Below are 19,065 nucleotides of genomic sequence, written 5' to 3' on the forward strand. Positions count from 1 at the left end.
GGTCGGCTGAGATCGAGAGGCTTGCTTCGCGCATATTTGTTTAAGGCGTCTGCTTTGCTAACCACATTTTCCTCGAAAAACGTACTAAATGAAAAATAATAAATCAAAGATTACTTCAAAAGTAGCGCAATGAAATTGTCATTGACGAGATCAACAGGCGCTTACTGAAGTATCGTTCATTTGAAGCCCCGTGAATAGTGCAGAAAAATACGTACTTTTGAAGCATTAAAACGTGGTTCTGCGTACCTCTTTTGGTGCAGTTTTGCTCATCCGTAACCTCCATTCCCAATGGCGCTGTCGCGGTCGAACGCGTGTAGCGAAGAGTTTCTTGGGCAGCTCGGCTGTTCGAAAAGAAGACTTTCGGACGTGGATGCAAGATCCCATTTGAGGTCGTCGAGCAGTTTGCCCGTGCCTCTCTGCATTGGATGAATACCGCAAACTGAGCAAAAGCAACGGATCTTTCCTTGTGACGACTCGAAACTGCGGCGCTGATTTTCGCCGGCGATCCAACTAAAATTGGCACGCATTCTGCCCAATGGGCATATCGAGTTGCTTGACTTCGTACTTGACGCAGCCGCATAGGCAACCGCCACGCAGCCACATAGGTTCTCTCCTGTCCGCCTTGTTATCTCGCTTGCTCTGTCGTGCTTCAGCGCGCCTGGCCAAGTGCTGGTGAAATGGTGGGCCTATCTGTGCCCCCCGGAACCCTTTGACCCAGCCGAACATACTTGGCTCGCCTGGGTATTCTCCGGTGAGATGATCGGGGATACGATTTCAAGCCTGTACCGGGTGGTTGTGGGCTTCGCTGTCGGCGCCGGATTGGCGCTGCCGCTAGGGCTCATAATGGGCGCCAACGACCGTGCCTACGCGCTGTTCAATCCCTTGATCCAGGTGCTGCGGCCGATTCCGCCGATCGCTTACATCCCGCTCGCTATTTTGTGGTTCGGGTTGGGTGATCCGCCCGCCGTCTTTCTGATCAGCATCGGAGCATTCTTCCCGGTGTTGATGAATACGGTCGCCGGGGTGCACCACGTGGACGGCATTTATATCCGGGCCGCCCGCAACCTTGGAGCTGGTCAGATGACGATGTTCGTCCGCGTCATGATACCCGCTGCCACTCCCTATATCCTGGCGGGAGCGAGGATCAGCATAGATGGGGTAATCGGCTTCGTGCCCCATCTTCGCCGACCGGAAGGGAAGGTGCTGCGCTCCGAGCTGATGATAGAACGTGGTCTGTATGAAACAGCCACAAGCATCAGAAAGAGGAAGCGCAGCCATGAAACATTACGCCGGCCTCGACGTCTCTGTCAAAGAAACGAGCGTTTGTATTGCCGATGCAAGCGGCAAGATCTGCTGGGAGAAGAGGGTAGTGTCTCACCCGGAGGACTTGATTGCCATCTTAAGTGATCCCGCGCTCAACTTGGAACGGGTGGGCCTCGAGGCTGGGCCAATGTCGCAATGGCTGTTCGAAGGACTGGCAAAGGCCGGGTTTCCGGTATTTTGCATCGAGACGCGTCACACGAAGGCCTTCCTGAAGGCTTCGCAAACGAACAAGAGTGACCGCAACGATGCGCGCGGCATTGCGCAGATGATGCGCGTCGGTCTTTTCAAGAACGTGCACGTGAAGACGCTCACAAGCCAGAAGCGCCGCGCGCTGCTGACGGCTCGCTCGCTGTTACAGGAAAAAGCGATCGCTCTCGAGAACGATATGCGTGGGCTCCTGCGCAATTTCGGGCTGAAGGTTGGCGTCGTCTCGGGGGGCACGTTCGAGGAGAGGATACGCGAACTCGTTGAAGCGGATCCCGATCTGGCGGAAATCATGGAACCGTTGCTCGCTGGACGGCGCAAGCTGCGCGAAGAACTCGCCAAACTGGACAAGAGGGTCGTCCACGAGGCGAAGTGTGATGAAGTTTGCAAGCGGTTGATGACGGTGCCCGGCGTCGGGCCGGTTGTCTCGCTCGCCTATGTCTCGACGATCGACATTCCCAGCCGGTTCCGCCATTCGCGGGCGGTCGGAGCCGTACTGGGGCTCACCCCAGTGCTCAACCAGTCGGGCGAAAGCAAACGGATCGGTCATGTCTCCTTATGCGGCGATGCCATGATGCGAGCGCTTCTGTACGAGGCGGCGCAGACGATGCTGACGCGTGTGGTGAAATGGTGCTGGCTTAAAGCATGGGCAATGAGCATTGCCAGGCGACATGGCAGAAAGAAAGCCAACGTTGCATTGGCACGCAGGCTTGCGGTCGTGATGCATCGGATGTGGGTGGACGGCTCAGAATTCCGCTGGACGCGGGAGGCGACGGCTGGCGCCATGGCCGTGTAGAGTAGTCAGTTCTCAGGGCAATCGATGTAAGAGAAATTCAAAGTTCCGCTTCGCAGCGGAAGACGTCCTTCGCGGACGATGGTGATGTGAGTTCGTGGGCGGCGCTATCCGATGACACGTCATCAGGATGCAGCATAGATTGGACCACATCATCTACTGAACCCCATTGTGGGAGGGCTGAGGCCGATCCCGGAGAGAAGCGCGGGCCGCGAAAAGACGTTGAACGCCGTACTAGTGGAGCGGGCGTGATGTCGGCTGGAATGCGCCATGTGTGGACGGCTCCGGTTTGGCAAGAGGTTTGTTGACTTTTCGCACGTTGCTGGTCGGAGCTGCCATGTGTCCGGCCTTTCGACGCGGCACAGAGGGCCGCTGGCCATAATGCTCTCCGCGGATTGGGTCCCGGTCAAAAGCTCGCGCTCGAAGCGCCTGGCGCATAGTGGGTTGTCCCTTTCCTCGGGCCGACTGGCATAGGTGCGTTACAAGTCTCCTGCTCTTACCAACGGTGGTCACGACGCTTGCGTCGTGTTTCAGGTCCCGGCCGCGACCGGAATTGCGCGAAAGGGTTCATTACGGCTCATCATCGCCCAAGCAACCCGCGCCATCTTGTTCGCGAGCGCGACCGCCGCGACCTTCGACGGACGGCGCTCCATCAGGCCGACGAGCCATGGATGACGAGCATGGCCTAATAGTTTCGCTCGTTTGATAACTGCCAACGCGCCGAGTACCAATAATTGTCGGAGGTATCGGTTTCCGGCCTTGCTGATGCTTCCGAGCTTTTCCTTGCCGCCGCTCGAGCTCTGCTTTGGCACCAAACCGATCCAGGCACTCAGGTCACGACCGGAGCGAAAGGCCGTCGGATCGGGTATGCTGGCTGCCAATGCTGTGGCCACCAACGGACCAACACCGGGAATTCCCTCAAGCTTGCGGCTCAGATCATTGGTGCGGTGCCATTTCAGAATCTGCCGATCCATGTTCAGGATGCGTTGCCTCAACAAATCAATCTGATCAGCCAGCGCTACGAGACATAGCCATGCGTCTGGCGGTATCTCTGCCTTTTCACCCTTCCGTATGAGATCAAGCAGCACCTGCAGCCCATTACGACCGATGCCCGCGATAATACCAAACTCCGCAAGATGGGCGCGGACCGCGTTGATCGTCATCGTGCGCTGCCGGATGAACAACATTCGAGTGCGATGAAGCATCAAGATCGACTGCTGGTCCGGTGTTTTGATCGGGACAAAGCGCATGTTCGGTCGCGTCACCGCTTCGCAAATGGCCTCAGCATCAGCAGCATCGTTCTTGTTGCGCTTGACGTAAGGTTTCACATAGCCTGGCGGCATCAACCGGACCTCGTGGCCAAGTTTTGCCAGCTCCCGCCCCCAGTGGTGGGCTGTTGCGCAGGCTTCTATGCCAATCAGGCAAGGTTTGAGCCCCGCAAAGAACTGAATGACGTAGCGGCGCTTCAGTTGTCTGCGAACGACCACCGTGCCAGTTGCGGAAACGGCGTGCACCTGGAACACCGACTTGGCAATGTCGAGTCCAATCGTGGTAATCTGTTCCATGGATGGCTCCTCCCATGCGGTTCCTAACAACACCGCAATGATGGCACATCGCGATGCCGGCGGAGGAGCCGTCCACAGCATCAAGAGCGGACGCTTGCGCACTAGCATGTTCACTTTTCCCCTAAGGCATTCGCCTTCTCGCGAAACTTGCCGGCCCTGTGTACTCAGTCGCCATCAGCGAATTGGCAGCCCGTATTTTGCCACTTGGTTCTCCTCGGTGTCCAGATCAGTAAGGAAGTCAGTGAAACTGCTCGCCACAAAGCCAATCTGCTCCCACCCATAACCGAGGGTCCCAAAAGTCTGGCGCTTGATCTTCGGCAGATAGAGGACGTGCCCGAACGTTTTGGCGCGCAAATCGAGCAACAGGGTAGACTCATTGTCATAAGTGAGTGGAAGCAACTCCTTGGGTACGCGGGGTCCCACGCCCGACATTGTTCGATGCGGCTTATGCAGGACTCGAACGGCTCCAAGCGTTAACCGCGCCCAAGGCACCAGCGTGAAGTCACACTCGATTATTTGTTTATCCTTATATTCAACTTTAAAGAAATATGCACCGATGACCGGAGCAGCGATAACAGTCGAATATTCGAGCAGGAATTCCTTGTAATCTGACGGAAGCTGCGCGGCGACTTCTCTCTCAATCTGAGCGATATCCTCTTCTGTACTCGGCTGGAAATAGTCAGGCCCGGCCATCTTTTGTTCAAGCCACATCTGGTGAACTTTTGGGTTCAGAGCTTCCAAATCCACGAGTTGCCTCCGAATCGTATTCTTAGGTTGCACGTTGCCGCACCTTATAGCTAGGCACTTCGTTGGAGAGCGTCTAGCAGGGTCCTATCTGATGTGCGAGGTCCGCTTCGGGCCGATTGCGGGCGAGCGAAAAGAGCTTGACCTCGACACGCCGATTAGAGAAGGCGCTGCCTTCATCGTTGTCATCGTCTCAGAAATGATCGCGGTAAACAGCGGCCTCGGTTTCCGCATCCTCGAAGCTCGCGAGTTCATGTGGTCGGATAAAATCATCGCGGGAATGTTCACCATCGGTCTCCTTGGCCTTGCCATTGATATCGGGATGAACGCTCTGAATGCCCGCCTGCTGCGCTGGCATCGCGGTATCAACAACTGATTGGCGGAGGAGACTCGAAAATGCACACCACTGTGTCGCTAACGGGACATCGCTCCGGGCGCAGGCGCGATGCCTCAGATTCAGGCCCAAGGAGTCACTAAATCTTTTCCGGGGAAAGACGGCGCCGTCGTCGCGCTCAAGGACATCGATCTGGATATCCATCCCGGAGAATTCGTCTGCCTGCTAGGCCCATCGGGATGCGGCAAATCCACCTTGCTAAACGCCATCGGCGGATTTTCGCTGCCTTCCCATGGTCAGTTATCGGTAGCGGGCCAGACCGTTACCCGGCCGGGTCCCGATCGCGGCCTGGTGTTTCAGGAATACGCGTTGTTTCCCTGGATGACCGTGGCCAAGAACATCGCGTTCGGCCTCGAAATACAGGGACTGTCGAAGCAGTCAGTCGAGGAGCGGGTTTCCTCGCTGCTAGACAAGTTGCATCTGCAAGATTTCTGGAATCGTTTCCCCAAGGATCTGTCGGGCGGCATGCGCCAGCGCGTTGCGATCGCCCGGGTGCTGGCGCTGGATTCGCCGATCATGTTGATGGACGAGCCATTCGGCGCCCTAGACGCCCTGACTCGGCACACACTTCAGGACGAATTGCTTCGTATCTGGGAGGAATTTCGCAAGACCATCATCTTCGTTACACATTCGATCGAGGAATCAATCTACCTGGCCGATCGTGTTGTGGTGATGACGTACCGTCCCGGCACGATCAAAAGCGATATCAGGATCACCATGCCGCGCCCGCGCGACACCGCCCATCCAGAGTTCAACCGGCTCAAACGCGATCTCGGCGAGATGGTGATGGAAGAACAGCAACGTTTCACGGTTGATGAAATCAAGCAAATCACCGCCGACTAAATGGTGGGCACGGCCGCGTTTCGCTCCACGAGAGGGAACAGACGCTATACTCGAACGCGACTCGCCAATGCGAAGAGACAGCATGCGCCGAACTCTAGGTCAGCTTAGCGACCCAACTCAAAGCAGCTTCTGTCAAATGAAGGTGGCGGGCCAGGTGTCAACTAATCGCCAGCCCGGGGACAGCCTCTTCCTCCAAGTGACCGCGAAGGGTCCTTGCAGTAGTTCAAAGAAACCGACCATGTCACGTCACGTTATACCGAGTTGTCTCGTCTTTAATCGGAGACCCTAAACCATGCGTATTCTACTCATTCTTCTTTCTGTTTATCACGGCGCCAATGGTATCCTCATGCTGGTTGCGCCGGAGTTGTGGTTTCATACAGTACCCGATGTGGACCAAATTGGCCCGTTCAATGCTCATTTTGTGAGGGACATTGGGCTGGGGTTCGTTGCGGCGGCCTCAGTGCTGGCCGTTGCCGCCTGGCGAGGCGGGCGAGGGACGGTGCTATGGTCCGCAACGATCTTTCTCGCAGGTCATGCGGGGCTGCATCTGATTGAGATGGCGCAGCACGGAATCGCGCTTTCGGCAGCTCTTCGTGACGGGCTGCTTATCGTCGTTCCGGGACTGATGCCGCTGGTACTTTCGGTGACCGGCGCACGTCAGGAGGTCCGGGCATGATCAAGCGATTGCTTTCAACCCTGCTGAAGCGATTCGAGCGCCGCTACGATTACAACGCGGCGTATCTCCGCGAGCTTATCGGCGCCGATCCGCGCGGCGGAGTGCTATTGATGCTGGCCACGCAATATCTCGCAAGGGATTTCGGATTGACGCCGGACGTCTACTTCGCGGCGAAGCTGCGGAGCACCATGCGTGCCGATTGTGGGCCGTGCCTGGACCTCGCGCTGAAATTGGCGGACGAGAATGGCGCGAACCGGCGCGTGATGGCTGCGGCGCTGGATCACGGAAATGCTCCGGCTGACGCGGCATTGGCCATTGCCTTTGCCGATGCGGTGCTCGACAACGCACCCGGGCTTGCGGAGATTGCCGAGGCGGTCCGAAAGAGATTCGGTGAGAGGGGCAGGGCCGGCCTGGCGACGGCCGTCGTCGCTGGGCAGTTCTATCCGCTTCTCAAACGGGGCCTCGGTCACGCGGCGATCTGCTCACCGGTTAAGCGCGATTTTCTGGCAAGTGTTGAGGAGGAGCGCTATGGACATGAGGAAGAGGCAGAGGGCTGGCGGCATTCATGAGCCATCGGCAACGATTGCTGCGACTGGCCTATCGGCGTCTGGGTACGGTTTCGGAGACCGAGGGCGTCGTACAGGAATCCTGGCTGCGCTTTGCCGCAATCGGAGAGGTAGAGGACGCCGCCCGGCTTCTGCCTGTGATCGTCACTCGGCTGTCTCGATCAGCAGAAATCGACGCGTGCGCCGCGCCCCGACTATGTCGCCGCGTACCAGTCTCGTTCATTTGGATGAAGCCGGACAGGGCGGGCTCCGCCGCCTGGTAGACTTTCAATGGATGGCTCACACTTTTTGCGTCGTCGCGACGGCGCTTGCGGTGGGCTAGAGTTTGCGGGAGCGACGTGGTTTGCGCAGCTTCGATCGACCAGCAGTTGCCGATCGATAGATCGGGTGGGGGGTATGGCGTTACGGAACGTGGCTGAGCAGGGTGGGGTTGGAACCGGGGCCTTTGCAGATGGTAAACGGCGGTCTGAGCCCCGACGCGTCATCCTGATTGTATCGAGCGTCGGGAGCGTTTCGGAGCGGTTGATCGAGGCGATGGAACGTGAATTTCCATGGGTCCGCGTCGATCAGGTCGACGATGTCGATGCAGCATGTCGAGCCTTTTCGCACCCGGTGTCGTTGATTCTTGTCGACATCTGCCTGATGCGGGAGGTTGAGGGCGCCTCGAACCGGATCCTGCGCCTTCACCCGCAGGCGCTTACGGCGGTCATCGAACCGCACGGCCACGGCCAAGGCTCGTCCTTCGCCGAAATACTGAGATCACCCCTGGTTCGTGGCGTGCTGCCCATGGACGTCAGGCTCGATGTATGGCTGTCGGTGGTCCGGTTGATGCTTTGCGGCGGCGAGTATTTTCCGCCTGTGTTCATGCTGCAGGCAAGCAGAGGTGGCCATCATATGCCGTCCCATAGCGGGGTCGCGACGGCTCCACGCGGAGAGATCGATGGCGTTGCCGAGTTGACGGCGCGCGAACTGCAGATCCTCGAGATGGTTTCGCGAGGGCTACAGAACAAGCTCATCGCGGCCGAATTCCGGTTGTCGGAACATACTGTGAAGATTCATCTCCACAACATCATCACCAAGCTGGGCGCGCACAACCGGACCGAGGCAGCGGCAAGATACCGCAGCTTCCAGGACCGCAAGTCCTCGTCGGGGTTCAAGGAGTTCCGTTCCACGACCTGACTCCTGCATGTCTCCGTGAATCGACCTCGATTTAAGGACAAAGACATGCAGCAATTCAAAGTGCTACAGCGACCTTTGCGCGTCTGACAAGACGCGCGGCGCTGTAGATCGTCCCGATCAGAGCTTGGCCGCACTTCCCCCGGATCCATCGACTGATTGATGAGCCCGAGACGCGACTTGCTGCTAAAGGTGGATCGGTAGATACTCGGGCAGCCGCCTAAGGCGGTAGCCATCCTCTCATTTCGGCAATTGTCAAATGCCGTGCCGCGTCACTTAATCCGATGCTTTGTCTGGAGGATCGGAGGTCGGATCTCGTGGCACTGCCCATTCGACGGAAGAGAATGGAGGGTATGGCGCAGCCGATGTTCGACCGGTTGGCCTACGCCCATCCATGTCTTCCGTATTGGGCGGCGAGCGCCCTTGTCCCATTTCGCTCAGAAAAGCTGTCTGACCCCGGTGCCGTCGCCTTAGGGAAATTGCTGCGGATGTCGGGAATCCGCAGTCGCCCCACGGGCCCGGCGGTATCGTGATCGGTGCGCACTGGCGCGCCAGCGGCGACTTTCGTCGGCGCCCCCCTTCATTTTTGGGGGAAGTTCCACTAGACTATTGTGGAGTGCAGGTCTATTTGTAATGAAGTGGTATCTTGTGAAATATTTTTAACCGAAACATAGAACCAAAAGTATTAATTAAAAAGAAGTACTCTGGTTAGTTTCGGGAAAATTGTATGAGTCTGGCGTTTGGTTGAGGAATTTATCTCATTTTTGTTATAGGGGATTTTTGCAATGGCTTCGTTCATATCCAGATTTGAGAAAGGGCCGTCATTTGCACAGGAGCCGCACGGCGCAAACAGTTTCCCTCAACTCGCCAAGGATGGGGAAATGCAGCCGTCGGAGGGGCAAGGCAAGCGGTGCCTGCTTGTCCTCGACAGCAGGGCTTTGGACCGGGAATGTCTGGCGAGGACCTTGACCACCCACGGTCTCGGCATGGAGGTCGGCGCCTTCGGTTCAGCCGATGAATGGCGGGAGAAGAAGAGCAACTGCCCGCCGGTCGGAGCCGTCCTCCTCAATATCGGCGCGCGCAAACTCGCCGACGTCGCGGCGGAGATCGCAAAGCTCGCCTCCGAGTTCCGACCGGTCCCGGTCGTCGTCCTGTCCGATATCGACGATCTAGGCCAGATATTGCGCGTGCTCGAATGTGGCGCGCGGGGATATATCCCTACGTCCGTTGGAGTGGAGGTTTGCATCGAAGCGATCGGACTGGCGATCGCCGGCGGAATCTTCCTGCCTGCCAGCAGCGTCCTCGCTGTTCGTCATCTGATCGAGACGGGAAGGCCGGAAGCTCCGCCGCTCGCCGGAATGTTCACGCTGCGGCAAGCCGAAGTCGTCCAGGCGCTTCGCAAGGGCAAGGCGAACAAGATCATCGCTTATGAGCTCAATCTTCGCGAGAGCACCGTGAAGGTCCATATTCGCAACATCATGAAGAAGCTGAAGGCGACGAACCGGACCGAGGTGGCCTACAAGCTGAATGATCTCTTTTCCGCCGATGCGGGCTACCATTGATAAGGTTGGATCCGCTCGAGTAATGCCGGCCCGCAGGGGCCGGCCATGCCTCACAGTGCAAAAATATCCGCGATCTTCGGATGGCGATGCGCAACCACGCCGCCCACTTCAATCGGCAAGCTTCAACGCAGGTTGCCGACCTTTTCTCGCTTCGGAAGGCGAACAGCCATAAATCTCCCGGTAGTCGTGCGAAAACCGGCCCATATGCCTGAAGCCCCACTTGCGGGCGATGTCCGCCACCGACAGCGCTTGGTCCGCTTCCACGAGTTCGCGGTGGGCGGCCTCCATCCGCAACTGGGCCAGGTAATTTATCGGTGACGTCCCCTTGAACCGCTTGAACCCCTCCTGCAGCGACCGAACGCCGATGCCGGCCGCCTGCGCGATGTCCGGCATCGAGATCGTCGCGCAGAGATTGGCGTGCATGAAGTCCACAGCGCGTTTCACGTGCCTGGGGGACGGAAGCCATTCGCCCTGCTTCAAGGCCGATGAGAACCGATGCGGTACCGTATCGACAAGCAGGCCGACGATACTTTCGGAGAGATAGGAAAGTGTATGAGGCATGTCACGCATCTCGGCGTCCGTGTCTAGGCAAGTCGCCATGATTTGCGACAGCCCGAAGATGATCTGGCCGGCATCGGCCGCAAGGTCGAGTTCCGGGATGAAGTCGAGCGAGCCATAGACGGGCCGTTCCAGCAGATCGCCGAGACGGCGAACGATGTCCCCCTGGTCGATAATGAGCGACAGGTGGTTGCGTTCTCCCTCGACCTGCAATTCGGACAGCCTGTTGCCGTCGAGGATCGCCGCTTGGCCCGGCTTGGAAATCAGACCGACCCCTCGTCCGATCTTCACGCAGGCGGAGCCGTGTAGCGGGAGCAATAGCAGGAGTTTCGGTACCTCGTCCTTTTGGCCGATGCTGAGGCTGCCCAGCGATGACACGCGGCTGAAGGCAACGCGTCCGGCGGCGACGAACTCATAGCGATACGAAAGATCAGCCCTCGGTGGTTTCTGCACCCTGACGGGTCCGATGCAGCGCGCCAGGACGTCCGATACCTCTTCGGCTTCGCTGCCGAGATACGAGACTTTCATCCCCTGTCTTTGTCCCTGCATCGCAATTTTCCCGAAAAAAGATGACGATATAACAACCCGGCACATCCTCACCGTCGTCGCTTGGCCGTGTTTCTGGACCGCTCCGGTCCGGTGCCGGGCGATTGCCTTGCCATCTGCCGGCTCGTGGTGGTTTTGTTAGTGCGCGCTTATGCAACAAGGTGGAGCTTTACAAGCGGAAAGATGGGACTTCAGGTGACTTTTCTTCAGGTGCTACAGCGACCTTTGCGCGTCTGATACGACGCGCGTCGCTGTAGTGTGCCCAGCGGAATTCAGGGGCAATCTGCGCCTGATGTACTTCGCCGATGTCGAGCGGGCAAATGGCGACCTCTCGACCCTGGAGATCGAGCCGTTGCGAGCGCGCCGCTTCAGCCTTATCTAACCCTCCTAAAGGGACCTCGAAACGCTTGCCCCCGCGAGAGCCGTCGGTTCGAGACGGTCTTGAATCAGGACCCGGTGGGGCGGCTCAACTTGCGGTGATCGCGGTCACTTCCTTGGAACTCGTAGCATCTCGCACAGTTATTCCGACTGCAGCAGTGCCTCGACATCGGCTGCGACGGCACGAAATTGAACACGAAGGGAGAAGGGCCCGTGCGTTTCTCGGATCGCTCGGAGGCTGGAAAGGAATTGGCGAAGGGCCTCGACGCCTATCGTGGGCAGGACGCCGTCGTTCTTGCACTGCCGCGCGGAGGCGTGCCCGTCGCGCTGGAGGTCGCCGCGCATCTGGGAGCACCGCTCGACCTCCTGCTCGTGCGCAAGATCGGCGTCCCATGGCAGACGGAACTTGCGATGGGCGCGGTCATCGACGGCAGCGACCCGGCGGTCGTCCGCAACGAGGAGACGATCCGCCTTGCCGGGATTTCAAACGCCGAATTCGATACCATCTGCCAAAGGGAGCTCGCCGAGATCGAACGTCGCCGCCGGCGATATTTCGCCGGACGCGTTCCGCTGGAAACGGCCGGACGTATCGCCATTGTCGTCGATGACGGGATCGCGACCGGAGCGACGGTGCGGGCTGCCGTCAAAGGGCTCAGGACGCGGAAACCCTCGAAGATCGTCGTCGCGGTGCCGGTCGCTCCGCCTGGCGCAGTCGCTGAACTGGAAAAGGAGGCGGACGAAGTCGTGTGTCCGCTGCAGCCGCGAATGTTGGGCGCAATCGGTTACTACTATCGTGATTTCGACCAGTTGAGCGACGAAGAGGTCATTCGGCTGCTCGCCGCACATCGTGTCTGACATCGTGAAAACCGCGCGGTTGAGAAAGCCGCGCCGGATTCACTTCGTCGTGAGTGATGCGTGCGAAGGATGATTTCACCGCCCTTTTGCATTAGGTGGAAGGCATGCTGAGGTTGATGACCGTCGTCTTGTCGCTCCTGGTGTGGGTTACGTCCGCCGTGGCCGAGCAGTCTCCCGCCGTTTCGGAGCTGCTGAAGGGGCTTGCCACTCGAGACGACCTGAAATCCTTGAAAACCGTCATTGTGGCACGGGACGGTGAAACGATCGCCGAGCAGGGATATCGCGGTCACTCGCCGAGCGATTCGACCAATATCAAATCCGCATCGAAATCGATTATTTCGGCGCTTGTCGGAATTGCGATCGACAAGGGACTTCTCGACGGCCCCGAGCAGAAGATCGCACCGCTTCTGAAGACGGATCTGCCCTCGCCGGCGGACCCTCGGATCAACGACATTACCATTGGCAACCTGCTCTCGATGCAGGCCGGACTTGGCCGTCTGTCGGGGTCGAACTACGGCCGTTGGGTATCGAGCAGCAACTGGGTTCGTTTCGCGCTCGCGCAGCCTTTCGCTGACGAGCCCGGCGGTCGAATGCTCTACTCCACGGCCTCCACCCACCTGCTTTCGGCGATCCTGACGAAGGTTGGCGGCAAGTCGACGCTTTCGCTCGCGCGCGACTGGCTCGGCCCGCTCCCGGGCTTCAGGATCGGTGCCTGGGAGCGCGATCCGCAAGGCATCTATCTCGGCGGCAACCAGATGGCGATGAGCGCGAGATCGCTGCTCGCCTTCGGTGAGCTATTCCGCAAGGGCGGCCGGACGATCGATGGACGACAGATCGTTCCGGCGGACTGGATCGATCTTTCGTGGCAGCCGCACACGAACTCCTATTTCTCCGGTGACGCTTATGGCTATGGTTGGTTCGCCCGGCAGATCGGCGGCGAGAACGTCCATTTCGCCTGGGGCTATGGTGGCCAGATGCTCTATATCGTCCCGGCACAGAAGCTCACCGTCGTGATGACCTCCGAAGAGAGCGGACCTTCCGCGCGCAGCGGATACCGCGACGCGTTGCATGGCGTTCTGGCCGAGATCGTCAGTGCAATGAAAACCCGATAGTCGCTCCGCTGCGGCCAGCGATATCGGGGGGCTTCTGACTACAAGAAGCCGTCGCGAAAGGCTGAAACGAGCTTTCGCGACGGCTGTTCGGGCGTCAACCCGGCGAACCGCCTCAGGCGGTCGGCTGCTTGGTCTTCCGGAGATAGGGAAGAACGGTATCGAAGGAGCCGAAGCGCTGGATGGCGTCCTCGTTGGATACGGCCGCCGTGATGATGACATCCTCGCCCTGCTTCCAGTTTGCCGGCGTTGCGACCTGATGCTTGGCGGTGAGCTGGATGGAATCGATGGCGCGCAGGATCTCGTTGAAGTTGCGGCCGGTGGTCATCGGGTAGGTGAGGATGAGTTTGATCTTCTTGTCGGGTCCGATGACATAGACCGAACGTACGGTGGCATTGTCGGCAGGGGTGCGGCCCTCGGACGTGTCGCCGGCGCCGGCCGGCAGCATGTCGTAAAGCTTGGCCACCTTGAGATCGCGGTCGCCAATCAGCGGATATTCGACATCGAAGCCGGTCGCGACCTTGATGTCGTTCTTCCATTTGGAGTGGCTCTCGACCGGATCGACCGAGATGCCGATGATCTTGACGCCGCGCTTGCGGAATTCGCCTTCGATCCCAGCCATCGCGCCGAGTTCGGTGGTGCAGACGGGCGTGAAATTCTTCGGGTGCGAGAAGAGGACAGCCCAGCCATCGCCGATCCACTCATGGAAATTGACGGTGCCTTGTGTCGTCTCGGCGGTGAAATCGGGGGCAGTGTCGTTGATGCGGAGGCCCATGGCTTGCTCCTTTTCGGCTCGGCAGGAATGGCCCCAGAATAGCGTAACCAGCGGAGTTTTCGAGGAGGAAACGCGCGATAGAAGGCCTCAAGAGAAAAGGCCGCAGCGCGTTTTTGTCGGTTCGGGGAAAAATCTTCCTCAAGTAGAACTCGGCCTTCGCCTGCAAGAATCGCGCGTTGACACGGCCGGACTGCTGCCGCATAGAATGGCGCCATTCCGAGGGGAGCGCCGGGCGGCGCTGAGACGGCGGTGAGCCGGACCCTTGAACCTGATCCGGGTCATGCCGGCGTAGGAACGGAAAGAGGCTATCCTCCGCCACGTCTTCGCCTGCACCTGGATCTCCGTGATGTTCATCGGGAGATCGTCCAATGCCGCCTCTTCGTCCATTGCCGCCGATCGCGCTTACCATTGCCGGATCGGATTCCGGCGGCGGGGCCGGCATCCAGGCCGATCTCAAGACCTTCTCTGCCCTTGGCGTCTACGGCGCCAGCGTCGTGACGGCGATCACGGCGCAGAATACGAAGGGCGTCATCGCCGTCGAGGACGTCTCGCCAAGGATGGTTGCGGCACAGATAGGCGCGGTCTTTTCCGATCTCGACGTGAACGCGGTGAAGATAGGCATGGTATCGCGGCGCGAGACGATCATCGCCATAGCCGACGGCTTGCGTCGCTTCGACAGGCGCGCCGTCGTCGATCCGGTCATGGTCGCGACCTCCGGTGACCCGTTGCTGCAGCCGGATGCCATGGCTGCACTCGAGGACGAACTTCTGCCGCTCGCCATCGTCGTCACGCCCAATCTACCGGAAGCCGCACTTCTCACCGGCCGCGCGATCGCCGAGGACGAAACCGAGATGGCCCGCCAGGCGGAGGCGCTGATGAGGCGGGGCGCGCGCTCGGTGTTGGTCAAGGGGGGGCATCGGAGGGGCAGCGACGCAACCGACCTCTTCTTCGACGGTGACCGGCTCATGCGGTTTCCCGCAAGGCGGGTCGAGACCCGCAATGATCACGGCACCGGCTGTACGCTTTCGGCAGCCATTGCCGCCGGTCTTGCCGAGGGGCAGCCGCTCACCGAAGCGGTCGGCGCCGCGAAGGCGTATCTGCACGCGGCGATCTGCGCTTCCGACGGCCTGAAGGTGGGAGAGGGCCGGGGGCCGGTGCACCATTTCCACGGATGGTGGCGTCGGTGAGCTCTATCAGATGCACTAAGCACGCTGTAGCATTTTGAATTTGCTGCATGTTTCCTTAAATCGGCTACGGTCAAGGAAACATGCAGCAGGTCGCCTCGTTGTCGCCACTGTTGCGCCGCAGCATCGGCTGGTTAACGAATGGCAGCCGGTTCTTGCGACATGCACTTCCTTGCCCGTCGATTGGAAGCTTTCAACCGCGATGAGCTGCCGGACTGGCGGCGGCCGCAAACGGTCTTCCGGCGCGCGCTCCTCTTGGTGCCGCGTCTTGTCGAATATTTGCTGTTCTACGGGCTCGCGCTGATCGCGCTCGCGGCGGTCATCGTGCTGATGGCCGTGGCCTGGCTGATTGGACTTGACCGGAAGTAGGCGCCCGCCACGCGACGGACGCCTCTTCACCGGTCAAGCGGCAGTGTGCTGATTCTCAGTAATACCTTCTTCGATATAGTACTTGCCGTAGCGGTGACGATACTTTTCGGCGCCGCCGAAGTCGCTGTACTTCTCGAGTTCGTCCATGTCGGTCTTGTTGAGGATCACGCCAAGAACCTTCGCGTCGATCTGCGGCTCGGAATTCAAGAGGTCCCGTACAAGCCTCGATGGCGTCCGGCCCCATTCGACGACGAAAAGAACGCCGTCGGCGAGCGGCGCAAAGGCCTTCGCGTCGACCACCGGAGCAAGAGCGGCGAGATCGACCACGACGTAGTCGAAGGAATTGCGGGCATTGTCGATCAGGCCGGCCATGGCCGGGGAGGCGAGCAGTTCGTTGCTCTGATGCCTCCTGTCCGACGCGCCGCCGCCGGCCGGCAGGATCGCGAGCTTCGTGCGCTGGTCCACCTTGATACCGGCCGGCCAGGTCGCCTCTCCGGTGAGCGTCTCGACCAACCCCGAGCGCGGGGCGGGCGTGATCATCTGAGTGAGACCCGGCTTGCGGATATCGGCGTCGATCAGCAACGTGCGCTTGCCGCTCGAGGCCAGAAGCGCCGCGAAGTTCGCCGCGACGATCGACTTGCCCTCGTCCGGAAGGGCGGAGACGATCGCGATAACGCGGCTCTCGTTTCCGGGCAGCATGTGATCGCAGGCCAGCTTGGCATTGCGGAACGTCTCCGCGAAGGCTGAGCGCGGTGCGTCAAGCACAACGCGCGAAAGGCGCTGGAAGGGCGTGGCGCCATGGGACGGGTCGTCCGGCTGCCGGTCCGATCCGAAGCGGGCGCGCACCAGCTCGCTCTTTTTCTTCGGCCGTGAGCCGATCAGCGGAACATAGCCGAGCGCGCGGTGGCCGAGCGCGGAGCGGACGTCGCCTTCAAGGCGGAAGGTCCTCTCGCGGAACTCGAGGAACGCGGCATAGGCGCCGCCGACCATCAGCCCGAGCACGGCCGAAAGCGCCAGCGTCATGGTCTTCTTCGGGCTCGACGGCGCCGTCGGGACGCCGGCCTCGGAGATGACGCGTGCCTTGGCAATCGGGAAGGACTGCTGCTGCGTCGCCTGTTCGTAGCGACCGAGATAGGATTCATAGAGCGTCTTCAGCGCCGCGGCCTTCTGCTCGAGGACCCGCAACTGGACCAGCGACTTGCTGGCGTCCGAGTTCTTGCCGGCGATCCCCTCGATGCTCTTGCGCAGCGAAGCCTCGCGCGAGCGGGCAACTTCGAACTCGTTCTTGTAGCTTGCCGTCAGTTGCTGCAGTTCCTGGTAGATCTGCCGGCCGATGTCCTCCTTTTCGGCCCGAAGCGACACCGCCTGCGGATGATCCTCGCCGAAGTTCTGCGCCACCTCCTGCTCCCGCTTGCCAATGGCGAGATAACGCGTCCGGAGGTCACGGATCACCGAATTGTCGCCCTCCTTGGGGGAGATCGTGGCGTTGTTGACCGCGGTTTCCGGCCCTTGATCGATGATCGACTTGAACTGCTCGTAGCGCGCCGAGGCGCTCGCCGAGTCCGCCTGGGCGACGATCAACTGACTGTTGAGATCGGCGAGCTGCTGTTCGGACATCAATTCGCCGCGTGCCGCGGTCAGGCCGTTCGCGCTGCGGAACTGCTCGACCTCCAGGGCGGCCGCCTGCGAGCGCTGCCGCAGATCGTCAAGCCGCTCCTGCAGCCAGACGGAGGCCCGCTCCGTCGCTTCGAAATTCGCGTTCAGCTGGTCCGTCAGATAAGCGTCGGCATAGGTCCTGACGACCGTTGCGGCAAGCTGCTGATCGCTCGCGCGGAAGGACAGCGCGATCACCGAACTGCGGCCGACGCGTTCGACATACAGCGACTGCTGCAGGAGGGCGGCGGCCTTCAGCCGCCGGCCATTGCGCGCCGCTTCCTCCGAGACGCCGGGGCCGCCGGAAAAGAGACCCGTTGCCGTCTTCAGCCAGTCCTTGACGACGGCGGCGGGCGCGCGTGGCGGATTGAGGAGCGTATCGTTCTCGGAAAGATTGATCTTGTCGACGACCCGCAAGGCCAACTCGCCCGACTTCAGGATCTCGACGGCGCTGGCAATCTGCGTGTCGAGCATCTGGCTGTTCGTCGGCACCGGTTCTTCCTCGGCATATTTCGACAGGTTGTCGTCGAGGAGGATCTGCGTCAGCGACGTGTAGAACGGTGTCGCGAACAAAAGATAGGCGACCCCCAGCAGGATGAAGAGCACCATGAAGGCGGCCACGAGCCTTGCCCGGCGGACGACGACGGCCAGCAGACGATCGAGATCGATAAATCCGTCCGATTGCTCTTCGCGAGGCACGATGCTCAAGGGTACACTTCTCGGTTTCATGGGGGCCGTTCTGTTCATCTTTTTCTCCGGTCCGCCTGCATGTTTCCTTCCTTGAAAACATGCAGCATTTCAAAGTACTGCAGCGCCTCTTGCGCGTCCGGTCAGACGCGCGGCGCTGCAGTTCCGGCCGCCTTGTCCGGCGGCCGGAGTTTTGCGCTTATGCCGCCCGGATGCGGCTTTCGTGAGACAAGACGATCTCGCGAACAGATTCGAACACGAGGTCGCCGATATCCGAGCGAGCCAGAGCAAAGGCGACATTGGCCTCGATGAAGCCCTGTTTCGAACCGCAGTCGAAGGTCCTGCCCTCATAGGGATGGGCATGGAAGGACTGATTTGCCGAGAGCTTCAGCATGCCGTCGGTCAACTGGATCTCGTTGCCGGCACCGCGTGACTGGTGCGCGAGAATGGAGAAGATCTCCGGCTGCAGGATATAGCGGCCGTTGAGATAGTAGTTGGAGGGCGCCTGGCCCGCCGGCGGCTTTTCAACCATCTCAGTCACGGCGAAGCCATGCGGCACCGTTTCGCCCTTGCCGACGATGCCATATTTCGAAGCCTCTTCCAGTGGGCATTGCTCGACCGCGACAACATTGCCACCGACTTCGCTGTAGAGGTCCATGAGCCCGGCCATGCAGCCGCGTGCGCCGTAGGACACCATGTCCGGAAGCAGCAGCGCGAAAGGCTCGTCGCCGATCAGGTCGCGGGCACACCAGACGGCATGGCCGAGGCCGAGCGGCGCCTGCTGGCGCGTGAAGCTGACCGAGCCGGCCTTCGGCAGCATCGCCTCGAGCTCGGAGATCTGCGCATTCTTTCCCGAGCGCGTCAGCGACGAGATGAGTTCCGGCGTATCGTCGAAATGGTCCTCGATCACCTGCTTGTTGCGGCTGGTGACGAAGACGATGTGCTCGATTCCGGCCTGGCGTGCCTCGTCCACGGCGTATTGGACGACGGGCCGATCGACGATCGTCAACATTTCCTTCGGCACGGCCTTTGTCGCGGGAAGGAACCTCGTTCCGTTCCCGGCAACGGGGATCACTGCTTTCCTGACGGTCCTGATGCGGTCCAT

Annotated in this window: 16 protein-coding genes, 2 pseudogenes and 1 riboswitch; of the genes and pseudogenes, 12 read left to right on the plus strand and 6 right to left on the minus strand. The window is 60.0% G+C overall.

Features of this window, described 5'->3' with window-relative positions; translation table 11 throughout:
* Nucleotides 1–663: 663 nt before the first annotated feature.
* A pseudogene (locus RHIBR816_RS34150) lies at nucleotides 664–1,155 on the plus strand (ABC transporter permease); the annotation flags it as partial.
* Between the two features lie 121 nt (nucleotides 1,156–1,276).
* Complete coding sequence (locus tag RHIBR816_RS0114000) at nucleotides 1,277–2,323, plus strand: IS110 family transposase (protein ID WP_026186977.1); 1,047 nt, start codon at nucleotides 1,277–1,279, stop codon at nucleotides 2,321–2,323.
* A gap of 527 nt (nucleotides 2,324–2,850) precedes the next feature.
* On the opposite strand, the gene RHIBR816_RS0114005 is transcribed toward RHIBR816_RS0114000, so the two are convergent.
* Together RHIBR816_RS0114005 and RHIBR816_RS0114010 are read right to left on the minus strand one after the other, a co-directional pair.
* Nucleotides 2,851–3,885, minus strand: a complete 1,035-nt coding sequence (locus tag RHIBR816_RS0114005) for an IS110 family transposase (protein WP_026186978.1) — start codon at nucleotides 3,883–3,885, stop codon at nucleotides 2,851–2,853.
* Nucleotides 3,886–4,059: 174 nt separating this feature from the next.
* Nucleotides 4,060–4,632 (minus strand): SMI1/KNR4 family protein, encoded by a 573-nt coding sequence (locus tag RHIBR816_RS0114010; protein ID WP_157628189.1) that lies wholly within the window; start codon nucleotides 4,630–4,632, stop codon nucleotides 4,060–4,062.
* 163 nt (nucleotides 4,633–4,795) lie between these two features.
* Between RHIBR816_RS0114010 and RHIBR816_RS0114015 the strand changes: the two are divergent.
* The 6 genes and pseudogenes from RHIBR816_RS0114015 to RHIBR816_RS0114045 all read left to right on the plus strand — a co-directional run.
* A pseudogene (locus tag RHIBR816_RS0114015) lies at nucleotides 4,796–5,005 on the plus strand (ABC transporter permease); the annotation flags it as partial.
* Between the two features lie 69 nt (nucleotides 5,006–5,074).
* The gene (locus RHIBR816_RS0114020) at nucleotides 5,075–5,866 is read left to right on the plus strand and encodes an ABC transporter ATP-binding protein (protein ID WP_026186979.1); all 792 of its coding nucleotides are present in this window, start codon (nucleotides 5,075–5,077) and stop codon (nucleotides 5,864–5,866) included.
* A gap of 292 nt (nucleotides 5,867–6,158) precedes the next feature.
* The gene (locus RHIBR816_RS34155) at nucleotides 6,159–6,542 is read left to right on the plus strand and encodes a hypothetical protein (protein WP_018237186.1); all 384 of its coding nucleotides are present in this window, start codon (nucleotides 6,159–6,161) and stop codon (nucleotides 6,540–6,542) included.
* On the plus strand, nucleotides 6,539–7,111 hold the full coding sequence (locus RHIBR816_RS0114030) for a hypothetical protein (RefSeq protein ID WP_018237187.1): 573 nt from the start codon (nucleotides 6,539–6,541) through the stop codon (nucleotides 7,109–7,111). Before RHIBR816_RS34155 ends, RHIBR816_RS0114030 begins: the two co-directional genes overlap by 4 nt.
* Nucleotides 7,112–7,504: 393 nt before the next feature.
* Nucleotides 7,505–8,287 (plus strand): response regulator transcription factor, encoded by a 783-nt coding sequence (locus RHIBR816_RS0114040; RefSeq protein ID WP_026186981.1) that lies wholly within the window; start codon nucleotides 7,505–7,507, stop codon nucleotides 8,285–8,287.
* Between the two features lie 782 nt (nucleotides 8,288–9,069).
* Nucleotides 9,070–9,846 carry a response regulator transcription factor gene (locus RHIBR816_RS0114045; RefSeq protein ID WP_026186982.1) on the plus strand — a complete coding sequence of 259 codons (777 nt, stop codon included), beginning with the start codon at nucleotides 9,070–9,072 and terminating at the stop codon, nucleotides 9,844–9,846.
* Nucleotides 9,847–9,954: 108 nt separating this feature from the next.
* On the opposite strand, the gene RHIBR816_RS0114050 is transcribed toward RHIBR816_RS0114045, so the two are convergent.
* Nucleotides 9,955–10,953, minus strand: coding sequence for an AraC family transcriptional regulator (locus RHIBR816_RS0114050; protein WP_034815326.1), 999 nt, complete (start codon nucleotides 10,951–10,953; stop codon nucleotides 9,955–9,957).
* A 588-nt stretch (nucleotides 10,954–11,541) separates the two neighbouring features.
* Here RHIBR816_RS0114050 and RHIBR816_RS0114060 point away from each other — a divergent pair.
* Both RHIBR816_RS0114060 and RHIBR816_RS0114065 read left to right on the plus strand, forming a co-directional pair.
* Entirely contained in the window at nucleotides 11,542–12,183 is a 642-nt protein-coding gene (locus tag RHIBR816_RS0114060) for a phosphoribosyltransferase (protein WP_018237192.1), read from the plus strand.
* 104 nt (nucleotides 12,184–12,287) lie between these two features.
* Nucleotides 12,288–13,295, plus strand: a complete 1,008-nt coding sequence (locus RHIBR816_RS0114065) for a serine hydrolase (protein WP_018237193.1) — start codon at nucleotides 12,288–12,290, stop codon at nucleotides 13,293–13,295.
* 112 nt (nucleotides 13,296–13,407) lie between these two features.
* Here the strand turns inward: RHIBR816_RS0114065 and RHIBR816_RS0114070 are convergent, their stop codons facing one another.
* Nucleotides 13,408–14,067, minus strand: coding sequence for a peroxiredoxin (locus RHIBR816_RS0114070; RefSeq protein WP_018237194.1), 660 nt, complete (start codon nucleotides 14,065–14,067; stop codon nucleotides 13,408–13,410).
* A 209-nt stretch (nucleotides 14,068–14,276) separates the two neighbouring features.
* A riboswitch (TPP riboswitch) is annotated at nucleotides 14,277–14,379 on the plus strand.
* 74 nt (nucleotides 14,380–14,453) lie between these two features.
* Between RHIBR816_RS0114070 and thiD the strand changes: the two genes are divergently transcribed.
* Together thiD and RHIBR816_RS0114080 are read left to right on the plus strand one after the other, a co-directional pair.
* Nucleotides 14,454–15,254, plus strand: coding sequence for a bifunctional hydroxymethylpyrimidine kinase/phosphomethylpyrimidine kinase (gene thiD / locus RHIBR816_RS0114075; protein WP_198294172.1), 801 nt, complete (start codon nucleotides 14,454–14,456; stop codon nucleotides 15,252–15,254).
* A gap of 138 nt (nucleotides 15,255–15,392) precedes the next feature.
* Nucleotides 15,393–15,620 carry a hypothetical protein gene (locus tag RHIBR816_RS0114080; protein WP_026186984.1) on the plus strand — a complete coding sequence of 76 codons (228 nt, stop codon included), beginning with the start codon at nucleotides 15,393–15,395 and terminating at the stop codon, nucleotides 15,618–15,620.
* A gap of 33 nt (nucleotides 15,621–15,653) precedes the next feature.
* On the opposite strand, the gene RHIBR816_RS0114085 is transcribed toward RHIBR816_RS0114080, so the two are convergent.
* On the minus strand, nucleotides 15,654–18,020 hold the full coding sequence (locus RHIBR816_RS0114085; protein WP_026186985.1) for a polysaccharide biosynthesis tyrosine autokinase: 2,367 nt from the start codon (nucleotides 18,018–18,020) through the stop codon (nucleotides 15,654–15,656).
* 139 nt (nucleotides 18,021–18,159) lie between these two features.
* The gene (locus tag RHIBR816_RS0114090; protein ID WP_018237198.1) at nucleotides 18,160–19,065 is read right to left on the minus strand and encodes a UTP--glucose-1-phosphate uridylyltransferase; all 906 of its coding nucleotides are present in this window, start codon (nucleotides 19,063–19,065) and stop codon (nucleotides 18,160–18,162) included.

Origin of the sequence: Ensifer sp. BR816, from assembly GCF_000378985.1 — a bacterium.
Lineage (GTDB): Bacteria > Pseudomonadota > Alphaproteobacteria > Rhizobiales > Rhizobiaceae > Sinorhizobium.